The sequence below is a fragment of the Pseudoalteromonas sp. OF5H-5 genome (genome assembly GCF_021530695.1).
GTDB lineage: Bacteria > Pseudomonadota > Gammaproteobacteria > Enterobacterales > Alteromonadaceae > Pseudoalteromonas.
In genome coordinates, this window is sequence record NZ_JAKGBF010000007.1 from 145,915 (window position 1) to 167,882 (window position 21,968).

At 42.9% G+C, this 21,968-nt stretch carries 21 protein-coding genes and 1 tRNA gene; 10 read left to right on the forward strand and 12 right to left on the reverse strand.

Features of this window, described 5'->3' with window-relative positions:
• Positions 1–61: 61 nt before the first annotated feature.
• Positions 62–1,210 carry an acetylornithine deacetylase gene (gene argE / locus L1271_RS12280; RefSeq protein WP_235367967.1) on the forward strand — a complete coding sequence of 383 codons (1,149 nt, stop codon included), beginning with the start codon at positions 62–64 and terminating at the stop codon, positions 1,208–1,210.
• Positions 1,211–1,274: 64 nt separating this feature from the next.
• Here the strand turns inward: argE and L1271_RS12285 are convergent, their stop codons facing one another.
• A complete protein-coding gene (locus L1271_RS12285) occupies positions 1,275–1,505 on the reverse strand; it encodes an IS3 family transposase (protein WP_328265963.1) in 231 nt (76 codons plus the stop codon).
• Between the two features lie 74 nt (positions 1,506–1,579).
• Positions 1,580–1,876, reverse strand: coding sequence for a DDE-type integrase/transposase/recombinase (locus L1271_RS12290; RefSeq protein ID WP_235367969.1), 297 nt, complete (start codon positions 1,874–1,876; stop codon positions 1,580–1,582).
• 708 nt (positions 1,877–2,584) lie between these two features.
• Here L1271_RS12290 and L1271_RS12295 point away from each other — a divergent pair.
• A complete protein-coding gene (locus L1271_RS12295) occupies positions 2,585–4,624 on the forward strand; it encodes a hypothetical protein (RefSeq protein ID WP_235367970.1) in 2,040 nt (679 codons plus the stop codon).
• A 39-nt stretch (positions 4,625–4,663) separates the two neighbouring features.
• Positions 4,664–4,909, forward strand: a complete 246-nt coding sequence (locus L1271_RS12300) for a hypothetical protein (protein WP_235367971.1) — start codon at positions 4,664–4,666, stop codon at positions 4,907–4,909.
• Between the two features lie 166 nt (positions 4,910–5,075).
• Here the strand turns inward: L1271_RS12300 and groL are convergent, their stop codons facing one another.
• The 3 genes from groL to L1271_RS12315 all read right to left on the reverse strand — a co-directional run bounded on the left by groL (position 5,076) and on the right by L1271_RS12315 (position 7,729).
• The gene (groL, locus tag L1271_RS12305) at positions 5,076–6,722 is read right to left on the reverse strand and encodes a chaperonin GroEL (RefSeq protein WP_095728380.1); all 1,647 of its coding nucleotides are present in this window, start codon (positions 6,720–6,722) and stop codon (positions 5,076–5,078) included.
• Between the two features lie 50 nt (positions 6,723–6,772).
• Positions 6,773–7,060, reverse strand: a complete 288-nt coding sequence (locus L1271_RS12310) for a co-chaperone GroES (RefSeq protein WP_010368755.1) — start codon at positions 7,058–7,060, stop codon at positions 6,773–6,775.
• Between the two features lie 156 nt (positions 7,061–7,216).
• Positions 7,217–7,729 (reverse strand): FxsA family protein, encoded by a 513-nt coding sequence (locus L1271_RS12315; protein ID WP_017217203.1) that lies wholly within the window; start codon positions 7,727–7,729, stop codon positions 7,217–7,219.
• A gap of 129 nt (positions 7,730–7,858) precedes the next feature.
• Here L1271_RS12315 and cutA point away from each other — a divergent pair, with 129 nt between their 5' ends.
• The 7 genes from cutA (at position 7,859) to L1271_RS12350 (ending at position 14,362) form a co-directional block, all read left to right on the forward strand.
• On the forward strand, positions 7,859–8,179 hold the full coding sequence (gene cutA, locus L1271_RS12320; protein WP_039494127.1) for a divalent-cation tolerance protein CutA: 321 nt from the start codon (positions 7,859–7,861) through the stop codon (positions 8,177–8,179).
• Entirely contained in the window at positions 8,179–10,005 is a 1,827-nt protein-coding gene (locus tag L1271_RS12325) for a protein-disulfide reductase DsbD (protein ID WP_235367972.1), read from the forward strand. The genes cutA and L1271_RS12325 overlap by 1 nt, the downstream gene beginning before the upstream one ends.
• A gap of 195 nt (positions 10,006–10,200) precedes the next feature.
• Entirely contained in the window at positions 10,201–10,662 is a 462-nt protein-coding gene (gene aroQ / locus L1271_RS12330; RefSeq protein WP_010368763.1) for a type II 3-dehydroquinate dehydratase, read from the forward strand.
• 19 nt (positions 10,663–10,681) lie between these two features.
• Positions 10,682–11,146, forward strand: a complete 465-nt coding sequence (gene accB, locus L1271_RS12335) for an acetyl-CoA carboxylase biotin carboxyl carrier protein (RefSeq protein ID WP_069021388.1) — start codon at positions 10,682–10,684, stop codon at positions 11,144–11,146.
• 20 nt (positions 11,147–11,166) lie between these two features.
• Positions 11,167–12,513, forward strand: a complete 1,347-nt coding sequence (gene accC / locus L1271_RS12340; protein WP_045987969.1) for an acetyl-CoA carboxylase biotin carboxylase subunit — start codon at positions 11,167–11,169, stop codon at positions 12,511–12,513.
• 609 nt (positions 12,514–13,122) lie between these two features.
• Positions 13,123–13,199, forward strand: a tRNA-Ile gene (locus L1271_RS12345).
• Positions 13,200–13,615: 416 nt separating this feature from the next.
• Positions 13,616–14,362, forward strand: coding sequence for a hypothetical protein (locus L1271_RS12350; RefSeq protein WP_235367973.1), 747 nt, complete (start codon positions 13,616–13,618; stop codon positions 14,360–14,362).
• Between the two features lie 42 nt (positions 14,363–14,404).
• Here L1271_RS12350 and L1271_RS12355 read toward each other — a convergent pair whose 3' ends face one another.
• The 7 genes from L1271_RS12355 to L1271_RS12385 all read right to left on the reverse strand — a co-directional run bounded on the left by L1271_RS12355 (position 14,405) and on the right by L1271_RS12385 (position 21,936).
• Positions 14,405–15,466 (reverse strand): DUF6765 family protein, encoded by a 1,062-nt coding sequence (locus L1271_RS12355; RefSeq protein WP_235367974.1) that lies wholly within the window; start codon positions 15,464–15,466, stop codon positions 14,405–14,407.
• A 69-nt stretch (positions 15,467–15,535) separates the two neighbouring features.
• Positions 15,536–16,615 carry a prohibitin family protein gene (locus tag L1271_RS12360; protein ID WP_102057602.1) on the reverse strand — a complete coding sequence of 360 codons (1,080 nt, stop codon included), beginning with the start codon at positions 16,613–16,615 and terminating at the stop codon, positions 15,536–15,538.
• Positions 16,612–18,273, reverse strand: a complete 1,662-nt coding sequence (locus L1271_RS12365) for a cyclic peptide export ABC transporter (RefSeq protein WP_102057603.1) — start codon at positions 18,271–18,273, stop codon at positions 16,612–16,614. The genes L1271_RS12360 and L1271_RS12365 overlap by 4 nt, the downstream gene beginning before the upstream one ends.
• 155 nt (positions 18,274–18,428) lie before the next feature.
• Entirely contained in the window at positions 18,429–18,605 is a 177-nt protein-coding gene (locus L1271_RS12370; protein WP_235367975.1) for a hypothetical protein, read from the reverse strand.
• Between the two features lie 77 nt (positions 18,606–18,682).
• On the reverse strand, positions 18,683–19,243 hold the full coding sequence (locus L1271_RS12375; RefSeq protein ID WP_010607109.1) for a YcjF family protein: 561 nt from the start codon (positions 19,241–19,243) through the stop codon (positions 18,683–18,685).
• A gap of 266 nt (positions 19,244–19,509) precedes the next feature.
• Positions 19,510–20,886, reverse strand: coding sequence for a serine hydrolase domain-containing protein (locus L1271_RS12380; protein WP_235367976.1), 1,377 nt, complete (start codon positions 20,884–20,886; stop codon positions 19,510–19,512).
• Between the two features lie 81 nt (positions 20,887–20,967).
• On the reverse strand, positions 20,968–21,936 hold the full coding sequence (locus tag L1271_RS12385; RefSeq protein WP_102057605.1) for a TauD/TfdA family dioxygenase: 969 nt from the start codon (positions 21,934–21,936) through the stop codon (positions 20,968–20,970).
• Positions 21,937–21,968 lie beyond the last annotated feature (32 nt).

Below are 21,968 nucleotides of genomic sequence, written 5' to 3' on the forward strand. Positions count from 1 at the left end.
TCACTCTAAACATCTTTATATTTTTATGCAAGAACTTTGAATAAGTATTTTAGGAATTTTTATGAAATTGCCCGCTTTTATGGAAATGTATCAGCAACTGATCGCCGCGCCATCTATCAGTGCATTAGAAGAAAGTCTCAACATGAGTAATCAGAATGTGATCCACCTACTCGCACAGTGGTGCGAAACGTTAGGATTTACTGTCGAAGTAACAGAGCTTGAACATGCAAAAGGAAAATATAATCTAATTGCAAGACGAGGTAATGGCGATGGTGGATTAATGTTGGCCGGCCACACGGATACCGTGCCATTCGACGATAGCCGCTGGCAATTTGATCCTTTTAAATTAAGCGAGCAAGATAATAAATTATATGGTCTTGGAAGTATTGATATGAAAGGTTTTTTTGCTTTCGTATTGAATGCAATCTCAGAGCTTGATGAATTACAGCAAAGTGCTCCTATCATGATTTTAGCCACCGCCGATGAAGAAACCACCATGGCTGGCGCTCAGGAAATTGCTAAACATCCAAGCTTGAAGCCGGCGCGCTGCGTTATTGGTGAACCCACCGATATGGTGCCGGTATTTACCCACAAAGGCCATATGACGACCGCCATCCGTATAGTTGGTCGTTCAGGCCATAGCTCAGATCCAGAGCGTGGCTTAAATGCTATTGAAATCATGCATCAGGTGATTGCAAATTTATTAAAATTAAGAGAAGAATTAAAGAATAAATATTCAACTCCACATTTTGCTATTCCTTACCCAACTTTAAACCTTGGACACATTCATGGCGGCGACAATGCCAACCGTATTTGTGGCTGTTGTGAATTACATATTGATATGCGCCCTTTGCCAGGTCTGAGCATCAAAGAACTACAAGCCATGCTCACGGCAGCCGTAGCACCAATCAATACACATTATCCGAATAGTGTCTCGGTTATAGATATGCACGAACCTATTCCGGCTTTTACCGGCTCGACGGATTCTGCTTTGGTGAAAATGGCTGAACGCCTGTCAGGACAACAAGCAATTGCTGTAAACTATTGTACCGAAGCGCCATTTCTACAACAGCTAGGCTGCGAAACTATCGTCATGGGCCCAGGTTCAATTAATCAAGCACATCAGCCAAATGAATATCTCAATATGGAAAAAATAAAACCATCTCAAGCGATTATTAAATCGCTAATCAAAGATTGCTGCTTTAGTTAAACTTTCCGAACGAACAAGAAAAGCCACCTTAGCTGAAGTGACCCATTAAAGTTGGACATTTCTATTATGCGACTTCCAACGCCTGATTTCGGTATTCTACCGGAATCAGGCCTTTTAATTTGACCTTAATCCGATCGTTATTGTAATAATCAATATATTCATCAATGCATGCCATAAGTTGCTCGGCACTGTCAAAGTAGTGACCATGGTACATTTCTGATTTTAAAAGCGTGAAGAAATTTGCAGCCACTGTATTATCAAAACAATTTCCTTTTCTCAATACACTCCGATTAATTTTTTATTTTTCAAAATATTATGATAACCATGGTGCTGGAATTGCCACCCTTGTTCGCTATGTAGAACCAAGGATCATACTTGACTTAATTCACTCATCGCTTTATCTAGCATCTCAGTCACGAGATGCAATTTAGGTGTGGTCGCGACAGTATGGCTAACGATTTCTTGATTAAATAAATCGATAATAGGAGATAAATACATTTTTTCACCTGCCACTTTACATTCTGTCACATCGGTCATCCACTTTTCATTTGGTTTAGTCCATGTGAAGTTTCGATTCATGATATTTGGTGCAATACGTCCATCTAATCCTTTATATGAACGATATTTCTCCGGCCTTACAGTCGATTTTAACCCTAGTTTTGCCATTAAACACTGAACCGCTTTATGATTAAGTAGATACCTTCTTTACGCAAAACATAATGAATACGCCAACAACCATACCGAGCATTTAAAGTCTGCGGAATTTTCATAATCAGAGGTAAAATGAAGATGAACCATGGATTATATAAACAGAAGTCCAATACCTAATCAGTCTAAAACTGATAGAAAACTCTTGAGTCGATGATTCACCATCAAGACAACGCTGTGCGATGCACAGCTTTAATTCTCTGATGTATGTAGACATAAAATAACCCCCAATGTTGGTGTCCAACTATTGGGGGTCAGTTCAAACAGCTAGATTTTTTCTAAAGCATGTAGTGCTTAGGAGATGATGTTTTACATCATGCCGCCCATCTAGAACTCAAGCCTTTGTATCTATTAAACTATTAACATGGGAAAAAGTGGTGATACCCCACTTTATACCCCTAGAGTGAAATAAAGGATAAATTTATATATTTTTCATCCAGTTATCTATATCAACAGAACGCCAGCCTACGCTTCTGCTGCTGGCAGCAACGGACAGCTACTTTAATAATTTTGTCCTCGTAATTTTTTTGGTATGGGAGTTCCAATGGAGAAATGAATTAATTGTGTTGAAACTACAAATTATATGGTAGGGTCCGTTCCTTTCTGCGGTACTAGATTCCAAACATGCGATATTTAATAGCTATAAAGGTGATTATGAGGAACTACATGAATAGAGTAAAAGGGCTACTGTGTGTCATAGTGGTCTCAGGATTGATTGCTGGTTGCGGAGGCGGAAGTGATTCAAGTAATAATACCATTGGTAATTCAAGTGGTAATCAACCTATCAAACAGAATGGAAAAGTTACATTTTCCGATAATCGGGTAGAGCATCATGCTTTTGTTAACCAAGAGACGCGCAAAGGTTCAACGGTCCGCGTTAACGTTTCTGAAGATATCTATAATGAGGCAAAAAACGGCAAGAAGCTCTACTTCTTTATTGAATCAAGTGAGCCCAGCGTCGCATATGCAGAATTAACGGTTTATACAAATCGCGGATATGGGATTCTCTACATAACTAGCCAAACTGATCTCACACCCGGACAATATACTAGCGAGGTTAACTTAAAGGGCTGTTATGATAATGCTTGTACTAATGAATTTGGACGCGCAAAGCTTGATTATACCGTAAAGATATTTGAAGCTCCCACAATACCAGAGAGCGTTCATTTAAATGCATATGATGATTCCCACGTTATATCAGACAATGTAGAAATAAGTTTTCACAACCTAGGACTAAAAAACCACGACTGGTCAGCTTCAGTAACATATGAACAGTCAAATCAAGACTGGTTAACAGTTGAACAAAGCATAGACAACGGACTTGGGGTTCTGTCATTCAGCTTATCTGACCAACTAGAATGCGGCACCTATAATGCCAATATCCAAATAAAAGTGGACACTGTAACGGGGTTAAATACACATCTAACGATTCCACTAAAGGTAAATGTAGACAGCCAGTATCCCAAGATAACTTCCGTAATGCCAAAAGTACATTATGAAGGTCAGCCAATACGGGTAGTACTTAACGGGTGTGGCTTATCTTCGATAGACTCAAATAACTTGGTAGTAAATGGTATCAATGTTACCAAAGCCAAAGTTGAAAATAACTATCAGATTTATCTTGATGCAGAGCCTGTTTCACAAACCGGAGATATAATTGTTGATGTTAAAAATATTGAGAAGTCGTTCAATAATACAATTACAATAAAAACCGAGCAAAACTACTCATATCAAGTCATTGATTTAGAAGTGGATACTTTTTCTTACAGAAAAAGTCTATTCAACCCTCTAAATAACACTCTATATATTGAAGGCGAACAACACTGGAAAGCGATTAAGGGAAATGGAGAAGCCTGGTCAAAAGACCCACTATTTGCATTTAGCAATATTCAAGATCTTGAATTGTCCAGCGATAACAAATCACTCTTGGCCTTAAAAGAAGGTAAACTAATAAAATTTGATGCCTCTACATACAAGCAGACTGTGCTGGAAGATAGAGATACTTTGCATGATGTTACATCTCTAAATATATATAATGAGGATAAAATTCTATTTGGTCGAGATACCAGTGGAAGTGACACATCAATGTTAATTTATTCTCAAAACGCCAAGCTCTTTAGTGAAATCGACATTGAAACTGGTTACGACCCTGTTCCGTTTAGAAGCCGAAATGGTGCTGCTATTTTCGTTTCAACATATCATTACGAAGCACTTTATAAAATTGAAGACCAAGGTAAGACAGCAAAGAAAGTTTCGGACAATTTTGTTGATAATGTTCGTACGTCGATGAGTCAGGATGGCAAACGAATACTAGCTGTTAATGCCCTTGTTTCACATTATGAATCTGGTCCACGAGCGCTTTCTATTCGAGATGAAAATTTTAATGAACGTTTTACGTTACCAGTCGGATTTAGTAGTGATGACGGCTATTTAGGTTTAGTTGACGCTACAATTTCAGATAATGGCAATCAGGCATATATCCTGTATAGAAATATTGTCAGTAATCTATTTTACGTAATCAAATATGATCTCTCAGAGATAGAAAATGGTGGTGTCCCAGAAAAAGTTGCAGCAACCTGGCTAAATGAGTCACTTGGGTATTATCCACAAATGAAATTGAGTGTTGATGGAAATACGTTATTCATTTTCAATCAAAAATTAGTAATTCTACCAACTTCAATTCTAACAGAAGACAATATACTTTAGGACTCCACAAAGCTAATTTGAGCAGTCACTCAAGAAAGAGTGGCTGCTATAAAACACCTTCTTCGCCAGTTAAATCTTTTCCAGATTGAAGCTCAGCTAGCAGGTAAAGCCTATAAACCTGCATTTAATAATAATAGAAACAACAAGCACTTGGCATTTGCAGTAGCTGGCTGGGGATATTATTCCTATGGCAATGAGTACTACTCGATGCTTGAACTTTTTCACTTGTTAGGTGCTGGTCACTCTATTCATAACACCAAAGCTTCCCGGAAGTATTCCCGCTAGAGCTTATATTGCTAAATATCCCCCACTTTATACCCCAAAAAAATTGAAACTTCGTGAACTATTGTGAAACAAGCTGAACAGTTACAGATAAAGAAAAACCCCGTAAAACAATGCTTTACGGGGTTTTTGAAACATTATGAGTTTCTATGAAATCATAGGAGGCTGATTACATCATGCCGCCCATACCACCCATTCCGCCCATGCCGCCCATATCTGGAGCAGCAGCTTCTTCTTTCGGAATCTCAGCAACCATCGCTTCTGTGGTGATCATTAGACCGGCAACTGATGCTGCAAATTGTAGTGCAGAACGCGTTACTTTAGTTGGGTCTAGGATACCCATTTCGATCATGTCGCTGTATTCGCCAGTTGCAGCGTTGTAACCGTAGTTACCTTCGCCAGCTTTAACTGCGTTAACCACAACTGATGCTTCGTCACCTGCGTTTGAAACGATTTGACGAAGTGGTGCTTCCATCGCACGAAGTGCCACTTTAATACCGAGGTTTTGGTCTTCGTTGTCACCAGTTAGCGATTCAAGCTTGCTCGCAACGCGAACTAGCGCAACACCACCACCAGGTACTACACCTTCTTCAACCGCTGCGCGAGTTGCGTGTAGTGCATCTTCTACGCGGTCTTTTTTCTCTTTCATTTCAACTTCAGTTGCTGCGCCAACTTTGATTACTGCAACACCGCCTGCAAGTTTTGCCATGCGCTCTTGTAGTTTCTCTTTGTCGTAGTCAGAAGTTGCTTCTTCGATTTGTGCTTTGATTTGAGATACGCGACCATCGATTGCTTCTTGCTCGCCTGCACCGTCGATGATAGTTGTGTCGTCTTTAGTGATAACCACGCGCTTAGCTGTACCTAGGTCTTCAACCGTAGCTTTCTCAAGCTCAAGGCCAATTTCTTCAGAGATAACTGTACCACCAGTTAGTGTCGCGATATCTTGTAGCATTGCTTTACGACGGTCACCAAAGCCTGGCGCTTTAACCGCTGCCACTTTCACGATACCACGCATGTTGTTTACAACCAGAGTTGCCAGCGCTTCACCTTCAAGGTCTTCAGCAATGATTAGTAGCGGCTTGCTTGTTTTAGCAACAGCTTCAAGTGTAGGTAGAAGCTCACGAATGTTTGAGATCTTCTTGTCTACTAGAAGAATATGTGGGTTATCTAGCTCAACTTGGCCTTTTTCAGCGTTGTTGATGAAGTACGGAGAAAGGTAACCGCGGTCAAACTGCATACCTTCAACTACATCTAGTTCGTTCTGTAGTGATTGGCCTTCTTCTACAGTGATAACACCTGACTCGCGACCTACTTTTTCCATTGCTTCTGCAATGATGTCACCAATCTCTTTGTCAGAGTTAGCTGAAATCGTACCAACCTGTGCAATCGCTTTTGCGTCTGAACAAGGTACTGAAAGCGTTTTTAACTCTTCAACAGCAGCGATAACTGCTTTGTCGATACCACGCTTAAGGTCCATTGGGTTCATGCCCGCAGCAACTGACTTAAGGCCTTCATTCACGATAGCTTGCGCAAGAACAGTTGCAGTGGTAGTACCGTCACCCGCTGCGTCATTAGCTTTAGACGCAACTTCTTTAACCATTTGTGCGCCCATGTTCTCGAACTTATCTTCAAGCTCGATCTCTTTCGCAACAGATACACCGTCTTTAGTGATAGTTGGTGCGCCGAATGACTTTTCTAAAACAACGTTACGGCCTTTAGGACCTAGTGTTACTTTTACTGCGTCTGCTAGTACGTTTACGCCTTTTAGCATTTTTGTACGAGCGTCACCTGCAAAACGAACTTCTTTAGCTGCCATGTTATAAATTCCTCTTAAATTCTGTTGTCGATTAAACTAAAAAGTATTAATTATTCTACGATGCCTAAGATGTTATCTTCGCGCATGATCAGGTACTCTTGACCTTCGATCTTTTCAGTTTTTTCGATGTAAGAGCCGAACAACACTGTGTCGCCAGCTTTTACTTGTAGTGCTTTAGTTTCACCATTGTCCAACACGCGGCCGTTGCCTACTGCAACCACTTCACCACGTGAAGACTTTTCAGCTGCAGAACCAGTTAACACAATGCCGCCAGCTGACTTTGTTTCTTCTTCAAGACGCTTAACAATGACGCGATCATGTAAAGGACGAATGTTCATTTATATAGTTCTCCTAACAGTTTCTGAACAATGACAGAAATAATGCTTTTTTAAGGCGCTGTTACATCCACAGGCTGTGGTTAACACACGCAATTTTAATTGCTTTCATTTATGGGGATGGGCAAATTAAAACCCAAGAGAAAAAACCAAAAAAATTTAGTCTTTTCTTTCGTATTCACCTTCAATCGTTGTTGAAGAATTTCTACCCGATTGATTTTTAAATGGATCTCTAATTTCTTCCTGCTGATCCGCACGCTCGTCGCGTGATTGATTAGCAAACGGCGATTGACCTGAATGCATGCCTGTTTGCACTCTTACGGTGGCATGGGCTAAAAGCGACTGCGCCAGCTTTTTTCTAACGGCTGGGGTTAACAGTAAAAAACCTAATACATCGGTCATGATCCCAGGCGTCATCAATAGCACACCGGCAATAATCACACACAAACCAGTAAATAAATCTTGTGCAGGCAATTGCCCACGAGACATCTGTTGCTGTACGTTGACATAAGCGCCAAGACCCTGCTGTTTAACCAGTCTTGCCCCTAAAATGGCGGTACCAATTACAAGCGCAATGGTAGCAAAACCGCCTATCACCTCGCTGACTTGGATCAGCAAAGCAATTTCAATAATCGGAATAGCGATAAATAAAATAAATAAGAATCTAAACATACTTTCTCCAAATCTACGAAAGATAAATATGGGTGCTAAGGTCTTAATTCAAGCGATACAAGTAAGACGCTTTAGAAAAGAGGAGCTATCCGCTAAGATGCCATTACTAACCCTAAAATGGAAATGGCAATGGGCGTAAGATATAAACTCGTCTTATCTACATGCGATTCGGTTGCAGAAGCGCGTAAGATTGCAACGCAACTTGTAACGCAAAAACTTGCAGCTTGTGTGAACCTAATCCCAGCAGTGGAATCTATTTATGTTTGGGAAGGTCAGGTTGAACATGCACAAGAGACCAAGCTGTTAATCAAGACAAAATCCGAAAAACTAGAGCAAGTGATGGCCGCTATTCGCGACTTACACAGTTATGATGTCCCAGAAATTCAAGTCGTGGACGTCACCAGCGGCAACTTAGCTTATTTCAAATGGATGGACGAGGTATTATTGTAATGCGACTCTTAGTAGTTCTTTTTTCATTGCTGATGTGGTTTCCCGCGCAAGCAAACAATGCGGTGCTAGACAGCTTACTGGCTCCTAAACAACAGACTTTTTTACCAGTAAAAGAAGCATTCAAGTTCGATTTTGACCAGCAAGGCAATACCTTGTTTGTGGGTTGGGACATCGCCGACGGCTATTACTTATATAAGAAGAATCTTCAAATTATCGCCAAACAAGCCGACATCCAAGTGCCTGAACTTGAAAAAGGCAAGATGATTGAAGATGAGTTTTTTGGTCGCACTGAAGTCTACTTTAATAACTTATCTGTTGTCTCTAAGCTCAGTAATATCGAGCAAGGTGCAATCGTAAAAATACGCTATCAAGGCTGCGCCGAAGCTGGACTTTGCTATCCGCCAGAAATTGTAGAAGTGCCGTTAAGCACGATTGCAGGAGAAAAGCCAAAGACCACGCCAACCAAAGCTCCTGAAACAAAAGCACCTGAGACAAAAGCAGAAGCTCAAAGCGACATCGCGCCTGTGGATAACGATAATTTGTCTTTCACTGAGCAGTTAATGCAGCGCAGCTTAGTTGCGAATATTTTGACTTTCTTTGGCCTTGGTATTGGCCTTGCGTTTACCCCTTGTGTATTCCCGATGTTCCCGATTTTGTCGAGCCTCATCGCCGGTCAACAAGGCCTTTCGACTAAAAAAGCCTTCAGTTTGTCTTTTGTTTATGTGCAAGGTATGGCGGTCACTTACGCTGCGCTTGGGTTAGTCGTTGCGTATTTTGGTGGCCAAATTCAAGGCTACTTGCAGCATCCAACGGTACTTATCAGCTTTAGTATATTGTTCGTCGCACTCGCGCTATCTATGTTTGGAGTTTACGAAATTCGTTTACCTAGCGGCATGATGGATAAACTCACTCAGCTCAGTAACAAGCAAAAAGGCGGCAATTACTGGGGCGTATTCATTATGGGTGTACTATCTGGACTTATTGCATCGCCCTGCACCACGGCTCCACTTTCCGGCGCGCTATTATTTGTCGCGCAAAGTGGTGATTATGTGGTGGGCGCGGTAACCCTATATGCACTTAGCTTGGGCATGGGCCTACCGCTATTACTGCTAGGTACCTCAGGTGGAAAATTACTACCAAAAGCAGGAGGCTGGATGGATCAGGTCAAAACGCTATTTGGTTTTGTAATGCTCTTCGTACCGCTTATCCTTTTAGAGCGCATACTCGATGCGACAGTGATTGTCTCACTTGCCGGTGGCCTCGCCGTAGCAACAGCACTCTACTTGCATTATTGGCAAAGCCAATTACAGGCAGGAAAAGGTAAAACCACATTGTGGGGCTTTGCGATCACCCTGTTTATTGTTGGCTTATACGCATTAAAAACAAGCTTGTTTCCTGCACCTACAGCTGTTGTAAGTACTGCATCGACTCAAGCAGAGGCCGTTACCGGAGAGCAGAAGTTTAAGCTACTACCTGACTTAGCCGCGCTTAAAGTCGCCGTTACTGAGGCCAATGCCAAGGGCAAAGTGCCTATCGTTGATTTATACGCAGAGTGGTGTGTTGCGTGTAAAGAGTTTGAAAAATACACTTTCCCGAAACCTGAAGTACAAGCACAGTTCAAAGATTATGAGCTATTAAAGCTCGACTTGACCAAAGCCAATGACAACACCCAAGAGATCATGGAAGCATTTACGGTGTTTGGTTTGCCGACTATTTTAATCTTTGATAGCCAAGGTAATGAGATGCCAGCACACCGCATCACAGGCTTCTTAGATGCAAAAGACTTTGCTGCCCACCTAGAAAAGGCCAAGCAGGACGCAAAGTAACCATTTTAGGGGCAAGCTTGTTTGCCCCTCTCCCCTTCTGATTAGACCAGTATTTTGCTGCTATTTACCTCGAACTCTCTATAATACTCCACGAAATGGAGAAATATTTGCTATTTGCTGGAATTCGGCTTAAGTTAACAAGCCATACAGTCTAAATTTTTGGCTAATGCTTTAGTTAAAGGAAGTTCGCGTAATATGTCTGCAAAATTAAAGATTTTATTAGTAAACGGCCCTAATTTGAATATGCTAGGTCGCCGTGAGCCGCACAAGTACGGCACGCAGACTCTCAACGAAATTGTTGACGCATTAACTGAATATGCAGAAGCACAGCAAGTCAGCTTGTCACACATTCAAAGTAATAGTGAAGCGCAGCTAATTGAGGCTATTCACGCTCAATATGAACAATGCGATGCGATTATCATTAATCCTGCCGCATTTACCCATACGAGCATTGCCCTTCGAGACGCTTTACTCAGTGTGGACATCCCTTTTTATGAAGTACACATCACCAATGTGTACGCCAGAGAGCCATTTCGTCACAAGTCTTATTTTTCTGATGTGGCGGAAGGCGTGATATGTGGATTAGGCGCGTTGGGCTATCGTGCTGCATTTGATGCAGCGTTAGCGCAATTGCGAAAACAAAATAACTCAAATTAACTAACAGGCGGGTCATTGTATGGATATTCGCAAGATCAAAAAACTTATCGAGCTAGTAGAAGAATCAGGTATTGCAGAGCTAGAAATCACTGAAGGTGAAGAGTCAGTACGTATCAATCGCCACAGCAGTGCACCAGTTTATGCACAACCTCAACAATACATGGCAGCTCCAGCGGCACCTGCACCAGCAGCACCAGCGGCGGCTCCTGCAGCAGTAGAAGCAGCACCAGCAGAAAGCAGCACACCTGCGGGTCACCAAGTTAAGTCTCCTATGGTTGGTACTTTCTACACCGCTTCTTCTCCAACAGCAGCGGCATACGTTGAAGTAGGTTCAAAAGTAAATGTTGGCGACACACTTTGCATCGTTGAAGCCATGAAGATGATGAACCAGATCGAATCAGACAAAGCTGGTGTAGTGAAAGCAATCCTAGTTGAAAACGGTGAGCCAGTAGAATTCGACCAACCGCTATTCATCATCGAATAATTACGCAGAAGGTCAACGTTATGTTAGATAAAGTAGTCATTGCAAACCGAGGTGAAATTGCACTTCGCGTATTGCGTGCCTGCAAGGAGCTAGGTATTAAGACGGTTGCTGTGCACTCAACAGCTGACCGCGACCTAAAACACGTTCTTCTTGCAGATGAAACCATTTGTATCGGAAAACCTGCGGCAAGCGAAAGCTACCTTGATATTCCTCGTATTATCGCAGCGGCAGAAGTCACTGACGCGGTTGCTATTCACCCAGGTTACGGTTTCCTTTCTGAAAATGCTGACTTTGCAGACCAAGTTGAGCAAAGTGGCTTTATCTTTATCGGTCCAAAGGGCGACACTATTCGCCTAATGGGCGATAAAGTATCAGCAATTGAAGCGATGAGAAAAGCAGGCGTACCTTGCGTGCCAGGTTCTGATGGTCCATTGACAGATGACAACGACCGCAATACGCAGATCGCTAAGCGTATCGGCTACCCAGTTATCATCAAAGCGGCTGGCGGCGGCGGTGGTCGTGGTATGCGTGTCGTTCGCAACGAAAAAGAACTTGCAAACTCTATCGCCTTAACACAACAAGAAGCGAAGCAGTTCTTCGGTAACGGTATGGTTTACATGGAAAAATTCCTAGAAAACCCACGCCATATCGAAGTTCAAGTACTCGCTGACGGTCAAGGCAATGCAATCCACCTAGGTGAGCGCGACTGTTCAATGCAGCGTCGTCACCAAAAAGTAGTGGAAGAAGCACCTGCACCAGGGATCACAGCAGAAATGCGTAAATACATTGGTGATCGCTGTACTCGCGCGTGTATCGAGATTGGTTATCGCGGCGCAGGTACGTTTGAATTCTTATACGAAAACGGCGAGTTCTACTTCATTGAAATGAACACCCGTATTCAGGTTGAGCACCCAGTAACAGAAATGGTCACTGGCGTAGACTTAATCAAAGAGCAACTTAAGATTGCTGCTGGTCAACCGCTTTCTATCACACAAGAAGACGTGGTGATCCGTGGTCACGCAATCGAGTGCCGTATTAACGCAGAAGACCCAGAGAGCTTTATCCCTTCACCGGGTAAAATTACACGCTTCCACCCAGCAGGTGGCCTTGGGATCCGTTGGGACAGCCATATTTACGCTGATTACACAGTACCGCCACATTACGACTCGATGATCGGTAAGTTAATCACTTATGGTGAGAACCGTGATGTTGCGATCGCTCGTGCTAAAAACGCACTAAATGAGCTAGTAATTGACGGGATTAAAACCAATACCCCGCTTCACAAGAAGATCTTGTCAGACGAGAACTTCCAAAACGGTGGCACGAATATCCACTACCTAGAGAAAAAACTAGGCATGCACCAATAACCTAATTCGTTCTCCTAAAAGAGGCCGGCCAATTGCCGGCTTCTTTTATCTCTGCCCTACTTCCAGCGAACGTTACTGCTTGCTCATCTTGTGTTTACAGCAAAAATCCAACCCGAATTCTAAGTAACTCTATTTTTTTACACTGCAAAACCAGACCAATACTTACCTCACCATTTTAATGATCCGCACAACGCAACACCCTAACCGCTACAACATTGGCTTATTATTGAGCAATCAATCCATTCGCCCCGACTTTTTCACGTTTTAATAGTGACAAGCCTGTTAAAAATTTTTATACTGCCTGCGCTTTCAGTGATTTACCTTTAAATCACTACAGCAAATAGCCCTATAGCTCAGTTGGGTAAACTTTCAAAGAAAGTTTACGTCGAGGAAGCGAAAGGATATTAGCGCAGCGACCCTGAGTGTTGAATCCGAGACCGGAACCAAGCTTCATGGACGAATATAACGCGCAAAAACACAAAATGGCCCTATAGCTCAGTTGGGCGAATCAAGACCGAAGCACCGCTTCGCAGCTTGATGAGGTGGAGGCAGGACGCCGACAGGATATTGCTTCATGGATGAATTTAATGAGCACTTACAACACAAAATGGCCCTATAGCTCAGTTGGTTAGAGCGCACGACTCATAATCGTTAGGTCCCTGGTTCGAGTCCAGGTGGGGCCACCATTTTTCTTACCTTACGTCTTTTTTATTCTTTTTAACGTACTACTGAAATCAATATTCAAAAGCCTATTTGATTGCAAACTATAAAAATATTGGCCCCATAACTCCTTAGCCCTAAATTTTAAAGTTGCACAGCTTTAATCCAAAGAAGGTACAAACACAACTTTCAATCCACATCATAAGACACTGAAACCTAGTAACTAGAGCTTCAGATAACTCGACCCTCTACCCACTTGAACTCCATTCATCTAACGCTGGCTAAACTCTAAGTATTTATATCCACATCACGCACCACCCCAAATAGCAGTTGCAGTAATTAGATAGTTGCCAAAACCAGAAAAATCAAAAAGTTGCATGAAGTTACATTTACCTTATATTGAGACTGAATAAAAAACAAACACAACTGTAAAGGAAAGACTATGGTTACATTCAACACTCGACTACTTGCGATGGCATTGGCTTGTAGTTCCACTTCTGTTTTGGCTACTCAGGTATTTTATGATCAGGATGGTGCTGGAGATCATTCGCAGTATCAGGGCGCACCTGTTGATTTTATCTCAGCTCGTGCAGGCACAACTGAGTACTTTAATGCGCTCACGGGCGGCTTAGCGGCGGATGAGTGCCATCAATTTGAAGTGGTTAATACACAAACCGGCGATTTGATTGCTCCTCTCACATTCAACGCGCCCTTTATTTCTGGCCCACTGCCTGCGGAGCATAAGCTGACAGAAAAGTCGCTTAAACTCAGCTGCACGTTACCCTCAGGTGAAGAGGCGGTTGTTTATCACAAGATACCCAAGGCTCCCGCCGTTGTATGGCACAGTAAAATCACAGTGGCTGATTGGCAAACGCCGAGCAATGGCCCAGGGTATTTTGCGGATGTTCAATATACCGGCTTGATTAATATTAATAACAACTCGCACCAAGGCCAGTGCCGTAAAACCAATTATGTCAGTGGTAACCCAGAATTTTTCAATGAAAGACATCAAGGTGGATTTTATAGTGATGTCTTGAATGTTGTGGGTGAGGCTAAATACAGTGGTTTTTATAAAGTGCTGGTGACAGAATTAATTTGTAAAAACTCGGGTGGTACGACTCGCCTTGTCGAAACTTGGCATATTAACCAAAATTCACAATCCCGCGAGCTTTCTTCCGAGCTATTTTAAACACAAAATTGTGCAGCCTTGCTGCACTTACTTTACTGAAGCTTAGCTCACACAAATTCCGTATTTGGGTAAAATATCATCAATGACACAGAGGCGATGCTTTTTGGCTGCATCGTGAAAATACTTCCAGTTAGAAGTTAAGAATTCACTGCGAAATGAATAGCTATCGTCGTCACCTTTAGCACGGGTTGTACCTAGCGCTTGGTGTTTCCACGACCCTTCACCTTTGGCAATGTAAGTTAGGGTATAACTTCCAAGCCCAAATCGGTTAGCTTCAATGGCATCAAGCCACAGTTGATGACGTTCTTCACCATCATCCATATCAAATTCAGCAAAGCACTGCGCTATTTTTTGCTTTAATGACTCACTCAAGCCACTTGTAGCCTCGCCTAGATAGTCTTGATAGACTTTACAGAGCTCATCGGCTGCGACCAGAAAATCGCTTGGATTATCTCGCACCACTTTCTCGCCCAATCCGTTGATGTAACTCCACTGCTGATGAGGCTGATCAGGGTGGGAAAGCGCCTGCCCATGTCCTAAACTTGGAATATCATCTTGAAAAACATCAGAAAAGTACTCGCTTATTCGCTCGCGCCAAGTCTCTTCTGCTTCACCATTCAAGTCCATTATTTCAGTCACTTCATTGACTTCATGCTGTATGCCAGCAAATCCCTGATGCCCCCAAGTATCAATAAAGACATGAGAGGTAATACCAAGACGGTGCAATCCATAAGGCCTATGCTTATCTGCAATACACTCAGCGACCATATCTTTTGCTACATGGGAATGTGGCTTACACACTAGCTTTTGAATAAAGGTGCCTGACGGATTTTGCCCAGCAGGTAAACCGCCATTACCCGGTAGGAAATGAAAAGGTACCCACACTTTCATATTCTTTAAGCTGTCTAGGTTTTTATAATCGAGCATCTTGTGGGCAGTTGCGATGCGCTCATAAGCTGCACCGTTATCAAACTTGATGTGACCATAGTTTGTTGCATCATCAACGTATTGTGCCGCGTGAGCAATAATTTCAGCCTCTTGGTCAGTGAATCCCGCTGCGCGTGCGACCACCCACGTCATGCCATTATGTAAATCAATTTGCATTTTTCGTTGTCCTTCTCTTTTCCTTTATCGCCACAGTGTAGTCCGTGACACTGAAAATGTAACTACTCCTTACTTTGATTTAGCTGCATTAGGTGTTTGTGGCTCTTGGCTTTGTGGATCCGTAGCATTTGGGTTAACCGAAGCAGGCAAAGCAGATGTGCTGCCCTCCGTATTTAAAATCAATGGTAGACCATCTTTACCACTGCCTATTACCACCACTTTTGCGTTATTAGATTTCGCCAATTCTATGGTTGCTTCTATGCCGCGCCATCTTAGATAAGTTTCAGAGATCCCACCACTCACCGTTTCTTGAAAGTCGGCTATCCCCTGAGCCTCCACTTTCTTTCGCTCAGCCTCTTTTTCAGCAACATCTAAACGCATTTTATATTCTTGATATAGGTGCATTTGATTCACCTTCGCAACAATCGCACTATGTACGCCTTCAGGAATATCAACCTGACGAATAAGCATATCGTCTAAATTAACCAAATTGTGCCCTTGCATTTCGCTTTTTTCCTGTTTGAGTATCGACTTCTCTTGTAGCTGAACTTCTCTCAACACAGTGCTTAACAGTTGATCTTGGATCTTTAATCGCTGATTAGCATAGACCTCTTCAGCGGTATAATCAGAAACAATCATACGAACCGCTGATGCAACTTCAGGGATCACAATTTCATCAAGATAGTCTGTCCCGACTAACTTGTGTAGGTAAGGAATATGTTCCACAACAGGACGGTATCGCACTGTTATTTCCATTTTGATCCTGAGCCCCTCGGAGGTAATGGCGTGGATCTCTGTGGTCGCAGTTTGAAATCGACTCGAATAAATCGTCAACGTATCCCAGGGATAAACCAGCACCGTACCCTCATAAAATGGATGTTCTACAAACGTACCACCGCCAAGGCGCTTCCACAGCACCCCAACTTGACCTGAGTCGACTTTAATAAAAATAACTTTGACCAATGCAACGGCAATAAACAGTAGAATAAGTAACGTCACACCTGCGCGAAAACGCCAAGACAAAATACGCTTATGCCACTTGGGCTTGTAACGCTTTAACACCCGCATGAGCAAATTAGATAGGATCAGTGCCAGTATTAAGCCGCCGGCGACGAGTAAGGCAAAATCCCCTGAAATATTAATGTTCATGATGGTACTCCATTACTTTCACTGTCGAGGTGTGCTAACAACTGACCTTCCTCCATTTTTAAGTGCACATCGGCCAAATGGAAATAGGCGTCGTCATGGGTGATGGCAATAATGGTGTTACCACGCGCTTTTAAACGAGGTAACACTTGTTCGTAGAATTTTCGTCTAAAGATAGGATCTTGATCTGCCGCCCACTCATCAAAGATGTAAATGGGACGATTTTCTAAAATGGTACTCAAAAGCGCTAAGCGCTTGCGCTGACCTGATGATAAATCTATGGTGCTAAACGCCCCATTTTGAATACCCACTTTGGCGCGCATCTCTAAAAAGTCCAACCATTCGTCGATTTCTTCAGTACTCAAATCACGAATACCATAGAGCTGCTGGAACAAATGAAAATCCGCAAAAACGGCTGTGAATAGGCTTCGATAAGCAAGGCGATTATCTTCCGTAACCGCTTTGCCATTCAAAAGGATTTGTCCGCTCTGTAATTCATAAAGGCCAGTCAACATCCGTATAAACGTTGTTTTACCGCTACCATTACCACCGGTAATAAAAGTGGTTTTCCCTTGTTCAAAGGTGATATCCACCGGCCCCACGGCAAACGGACGATCGCTCGATTTTTTCTGATGTTGATAAAACGCCCCCGCTAAGGTGATGGCATTGAATGAGGTTAGGCTTTCACTCGGTTCAGGTCGTTTAACCTCTTGCTCATCTTGGACATTTTTTAAATCGCGCTCCAATGCTAAGACGTTTTGCGCCGCCTCTGTTGCGGTGGTGAAAACGGGGATCCCACCAACAATACTGGTAATAGGGCCGATTAAAAATAGCGATGCGGTGGTAACTTTAATGACCACATCGGTATACACGTCAGAGAGCATAGGGACGATAAACACCATAGCGCCTGTCGCTGCGAAAAAGGTGATTTGCGACAGAATAAAGTCGGTCGCAAACAAGGTTTGGGTTTTGGTTTTTGCACGCCTTGCACGATTCGAATCGCGACGATATTCATGTTCTAAATCTTCCGCTCTTGGCTCACTGAGCTTTACTTCTTTAAAGCCATCGAGCAAGTCAGATAAGCGTTGAATAAGCTGGTTTTCGCTTTCAAAAGAAATGCGCATGTTGCGCTGGATTTCATTGGCGCGTAATCGGTGAATACTGGCTCCGACCAAAATCAGTGTCGAGATAACCATAAAAGCCACAAAAGAGTGCCAAGCAATATAAAGAGATGTGAAAAACACCAAACTGATGGATTGACCAATGATCACAAACAGCTGCGCCGACTGAGATATGGTCTGTAACTCTTTGCTGATGGTATTAAAGATCCGCTCTTTGCCAATTTTCTCTAGCGTTGACAGTTCGGTATGACGAATGCTTTCAAACAGATCGACTCTCAATTTATCTATAGCACGCTCCACCATTTGCGCGGCTTTAGTCATCAATCTTTGCTGAGTGAAACCATATATTGCAATCGTCAGTGTAAATAGCACCAAGTAGTAAAGAATATGATTTTCTTTATTAATATCAGAGATATTGGCAGCTACGTTGTTGATAAGCGCAAGCACCAACGCGTTGGCCAAACCAGAAATACACCCCAGTGCAATAAAGGTCCTTTTCTTTATCTGAATATGTCGGCGAATTAATTCGTACAATACCATTGTTATTATCTTTTATTGTTATTGGGCTACCGCCCGCGCATGCTACTTAGCATAGTCCCTAAAAATCAAAACTGCCTGTTGGATTTAAATAAATATTGCATTAAAACATTAAGTTATATTTATAAATCGCCCAGTTTTACCGGCAATGTAAGATCTCATTCCTCGTCATTCTCCTCTGTGGGCTTGCGCTTTTGCCCAACTAGTAAAATGATCAAGCCAACAATAGGCGTAAACATCAACGAAATTAAAAAGAAGCCCACAGGTCCGGCAAAGGTGTTTCGTCCCCAATAACCAGTTAAAATGCATAACACTAAATATAAAGCGATAAGCATAATTTTCTCCAAGTTGTTGATAAATTCGGTGCGAAGAATAAACCAGCAGTTGCCTGCCGGTTTATGTCAGCCAGTATCTATACTGTGGCTTTTTCCGCTGTAGCTGTTGCGTCCGCATTCCCTTTATTTGCACGATACTTAGCTGCGATGTCTGCGATATCCCCTTTCATACTTGCTAGATTCAGGTCTATCAGCGTGCCGCCATTTTCAAAGTGTCGAACAAAAGTTGCGCCTACTGCGTGTGTTGATGCCGCAGACACAACAGGCATAAATGCGATTGCGCTTAACGTGCCAAGGACAGGAACCGCCTTCAAAAAGCTGCTTAGTCCCGCGCCCCCTAAGGTTTGTGGAAAAGAGCCGCCGATCAATGCGCTTACTGTGCCACGCAGCTTGTTGTCACCATATGATTGACCATAGACTTTTGCTACTTCGCCTATCATCTTCATTTGGATCCCTGTCAACGCCACTAAATCAACCGCAGGAACGGGAATAAACCCAGAGCCAAACGACCATTTTGTGTATTTGTCGACAATCAGCTGAGCAACGGCTGCTCTGTCTTCATCAGCAACAAGTTGTGATTCCTGTTGTTCTGGAGCGTCGCTCGCCTTGTCATCCTTCGCTGTTTTTGTCACTGCCATAATTCATCCTCTATGATTTATTTAAACAGTTGTCGAACTCATCAAGCACCATGTTGGCACTTGCCCTAGTACCCAAAATCAAACAAGTTGCACTTATTCAACTCTGAGTTTTACCGCCTTCATCCATGATGAAGAAGTAAACCTAAGAACAACCAAGGATTTGCACAGTGTCACAAATACAACTGAGCGAAACGTTGCCACCTACTGCAGGCGTTCTATTAATTTGTTTAACCGAGCGCGAAAGCTCGGTATTTTTCCCTACCGCGTTATGCCTGATTCAAATCTTGCTGGCATTGCTCGGTACGGTGTTTATCACTATAGAAGATAATGTTGCGGATCTCCTTGGCGATACAATCTGACTCAATCCCCTCTTTCACATAGTTGCTAAACACCATGATGCTTTGATCTCGTTCCAGTAAACGGGTGAAACTGGTCACCCATGAATAGGGGTAACTACCAGAGTACTGTAAAAATTTTTCATACATTCTGAGATTTGCATCGGCTGGGTTTTCGGGGCAATTTGCCACTTTGCCGTACTGGTTTGGGTCGACATAAGTCACAAACCAACCATAGCCATAGTATTCACACTCGTCGCTGCTACCAGTGTTAGAGTAGGGAGCAAAGGCCGCTAGTTTCTGGGTATCGTTTAAGATTTGAGTGCCATACAAGCCTTGATCCCACTTATGCATGTCTTCCACTGTGGAATACAAATCTCCAGCGGAATACAGTACCAAAGGGTTGCTATATGGATTCACTAAAATGTCTTCGTAAGGTGCAGGTCCACCTGTAGCTGGTGGACGACCATTGGCAAGGGGTAAGTATTGGTTTTGATTATAGATATAGCCTGTGGTCATATTTGCATAGACACCAATCGCACTGTAAGAGCCGCTGTCCGTCATGCTAAGCGGGTTTAGAATTTGCTCTTGAACGATATTAGCAAACCAATACTCACGACCGATATTGCCTTGTTTGCCAGCCGCTAGCTGCTCGATGATATTACCGATGAGATAATAGTTACAGTTGCTGTATTCATACTTGCTGCCGGGCGTAAATGACGGTGTGCCACTTTGCCCCGCTTCGGCACCACAGGTGCAAAAGCGATTACTAAAATCTTCCGGACCGTTAAGATCTAGACTCGAGTTATATAAATAAGGCCGCCAACCGTAATTATCGTACACGGCTTCGTTGTCGCTGTAGTTATTGATCCCAGACGACATGGTAAGCAAATGATGCAGCGAAACATCCGCACATTGGTTATCTGGGTACCAAGGCAAGTGATCGCCAATGGTTTCCTGCCGTAAGTCCTTACCATCTAACATCTTCATTAAAATAGCAGCCGAAAACGCTTTGGTATTGGAGCCAATGCGATACTTGGACTTAACGCTGTTATCTACATCATATTGCATGTTCTGTGGTCCGCAGTTGGACTGGTACACCACCTTATCAACCGAGGTGATATAAACCGTGCCAAAGAATAGGTTGGCATCGCAATATTCATTCACCACCGCCGCTATCATTTCTAATTGATTAGGCATAATCGTGTGATTATCTGCGACGCTCTTTTTCTGCAAACAAGAAGCCAGTGCTAAGGTGATGCAAAATAGCATCATCATTCTTAGCCGTAGTTGTATTAGCCATTTCATTTTTTCATTCCTTACATTGCCAACCACGTAACCACTAACAAATGTTGTTGCCCGATTTTCATCGGAATGAGTACCAACTAGTTATGCTGACGCGATATTTGCCATGCCAACTAGTACTTTACGAGTGCCTGTATAGGCCTCTCTGCCATGAGTAAACAGCATATTATCCAGCAGCAAAATATCGTTTCTTTGCCACGGGTAAGCAAAAGTGAGGTCTTGATAAACCTGATTGATGAGCTTGATGTCTTGGTCACTTATTTCGCTACCATCACCAAAAAAGGCGTTACGAGGTAAAAATTCGCTGCCGATACTGTCACGCATTTGTGCACTGAGTTGATTATCTAGGCTCGAGCAGTGGAACAAGTGAGCTTGATTAAACCATACCTTTTCACCACTTTTTGGATGGCGCATGACCGCCGGACGCCATTGCTTGGTTTGTAGCCTTTTATCATCAAGCCAAGTAAATTCGATTTCATTTTGTCGGCAATATTGCTCAACTTCGGCTTTACTCTCAGTCTGAAAAACCTCTTGCCAAGGTAGGTCGATATCACCGTAGTTACGCACGTACTGCACACCTAAACGCTCAAACTTGTCTCTTAATTCACTGGGAATACGACGATATACTTCACGGCTGTCGGCAAGTGGTGTGCACCCACCCGTGGTTGCTGGGATCACACAAAAAAAGCCCATTCGCATCGGCCAAACATTGGAGTAAGCATTTTCGTTATGCTGCAGGATCACTTGATCGGCATGATATTCCGTGGTGGTGTAAATATTGTTGTTCAGTGCCGTTCGTGGCGAAGAGCGATAAACATACTGGCTTAAACGCTCACCAAACAAGGTCTCAAGTATGGCGCTAAACTGATTCGTGCTCACAATATTTAAGCCACGAAGCAATGCAAAACCATCTCGCTCAACCCAGTTATTCACCTCTTGAACGTGGTTTTTCACCCATGCCATGCCGCTTTGTTTAACCTCAGATAAGTCATGTATCCGAGGGTCTGCTGCAATCGATGTCGGATCCAATTCCAAAGAAAGTGCGTGATCCATTGTTTTCCCATCCTTAAAAGTATGTACTTTTG

What these genes read in the sequence shown, in the direction of transcription:
- argE (WP_235367967.1), top strand. Translation starts at nt 62, where the DNA reads ATGAAATTGCCCGCTTTTATGGAAATGTATCAGCAACTGATCGCCGCG.
- L1271_RS12290 (WP_235367969.1), bottom strand. Translation starts at nt 1,876, where the DNA reads ATGGCAAAACTAGGGTTAAAATCGACTGTAAGGCCGGAGAAATATCGT.
- L1271_RS12295 (WP_235367970.1), top strand. Translation starts at nt 2,585, where the DNA reads ATGAATAGAGTAAAAGGGCTACTGTGTGTCATAGTGGTCTCAGGATTG.
- groL (WP_095728380.1), bottom strand. Translation starts at nt 6,722, where the DNA reads ATGGCAGCTAAAGAAGTTCGTTTTGCAGGTGACGCTCGTACAAAAATG.
- L1271_RS12310 (WP_010368755.1), bottom strand. Translation starts at nt 7,060, where the DNA reads ATGAACATTCGTCCTTTACATGATCGCGTCATTGTTAAGCGTCTTGAA.
- L1271_RS12315 (WP_017217203.1), bottom strand. Translation starts at nt 7,729, where the DNA reads ATGTTTAGATTCTTATTTATTTTATTTATCGCTATTCCGATTATTGAA.
- cutA (WP_039494127.1), top strand. Translation starts at nt 7,859, where the DNA reads ATGGGCGTAAGATATAAACTCGTCTTATCTACATGCGATTCGGTTGCA.
- L1271_RS12325 (WP_235367972.1), top strand. Translation starts at nt 8,179, where the DNA reads ATGCGACTCTTAGTAGTTCTTTTTTCATTGCTGATGTGGTTTCCCGCG.
- aroQ (WP_010368763.1), top strand. Translation starts at nt 10,201, where the DNA reads ATGTCTGCAAAATTAAAGATTTTATTAGTAAACGGCCCTAATTTGAAT.
- accB (WP_069021388.1), top strand. Translation starts at nt 10,682, where the DNA reads ATGGATATTCGCAAGATCAAAAAACTTATCGAGCTAGTAGAAGAATCA.
- accC (WP_045987969.1), top strand. Translation starts at nt 11,167, where the DNA reads ATGTTAGATAAAGTAGTCATTGCAAACCGAGGTGAAATTGCACTTCGC.
- L1271_RS12350 (WP_235367973.1), top strand. Translation starts at nt 13,616, where the DNA reads ATGGTTACATTCAACACTCGACTACTTGCGATGGCATTGGCTTGTAGT.
- L1271_RS12355 (WP_235367974.1), bottom strand. Translation starts at nt 15,466, where the DNA reads ATGCAAATTGATTTACATAATGGCATGACGTGGGTGGTCGCACGCGCA.
- L1271_RS12360 (WP_102057602.1), bottom strand. Translation starts at nt 16,615, where the DNA reads ATGAACATTAATATTTCAGGGGATTTTGCCTTACTCGTCGCCGGCGGC.
- L1271_RS12365 (WP_102057603.1), bottom strand. Translation starts at nt 18,273, where the DNA reads ATGGTATTGTACGAATTAATTCGCCGACATATTCAGATAAAGAAAAGG.
- L1271_RS12370 (WP_235367975.1), bottom strand. Translation starts at nt 18,605, where the DNA reads ATGCTTATCGCTTTATATTTAGTGTTATGCATTTTAACTGGTTATTGG.
- L1271_RS12375 (WP_010607109.1), bottom strand. Translation starts at nt 19,243, where the DNA reads ATGGCAGTGACAAAAACAGCGAAGGATGACAAGGCGAGCGACGCTCCA.
- L1271_RS12380 (WP_235367976.1), bottom strand. Translation starts at nt 20,886, where the DNA reads ATGAAATGGCTAATACAACTACGGCTAAGAATGATGATGCTATTTTGC.
- L1271_RS12385 (WP_102057605.1), bottom strand. Translation starts at nt 21,936, where the DNA reads ATGGATCACGCACTTTCTTTGGAATTGGATCCGACATCGATTGCAGCA.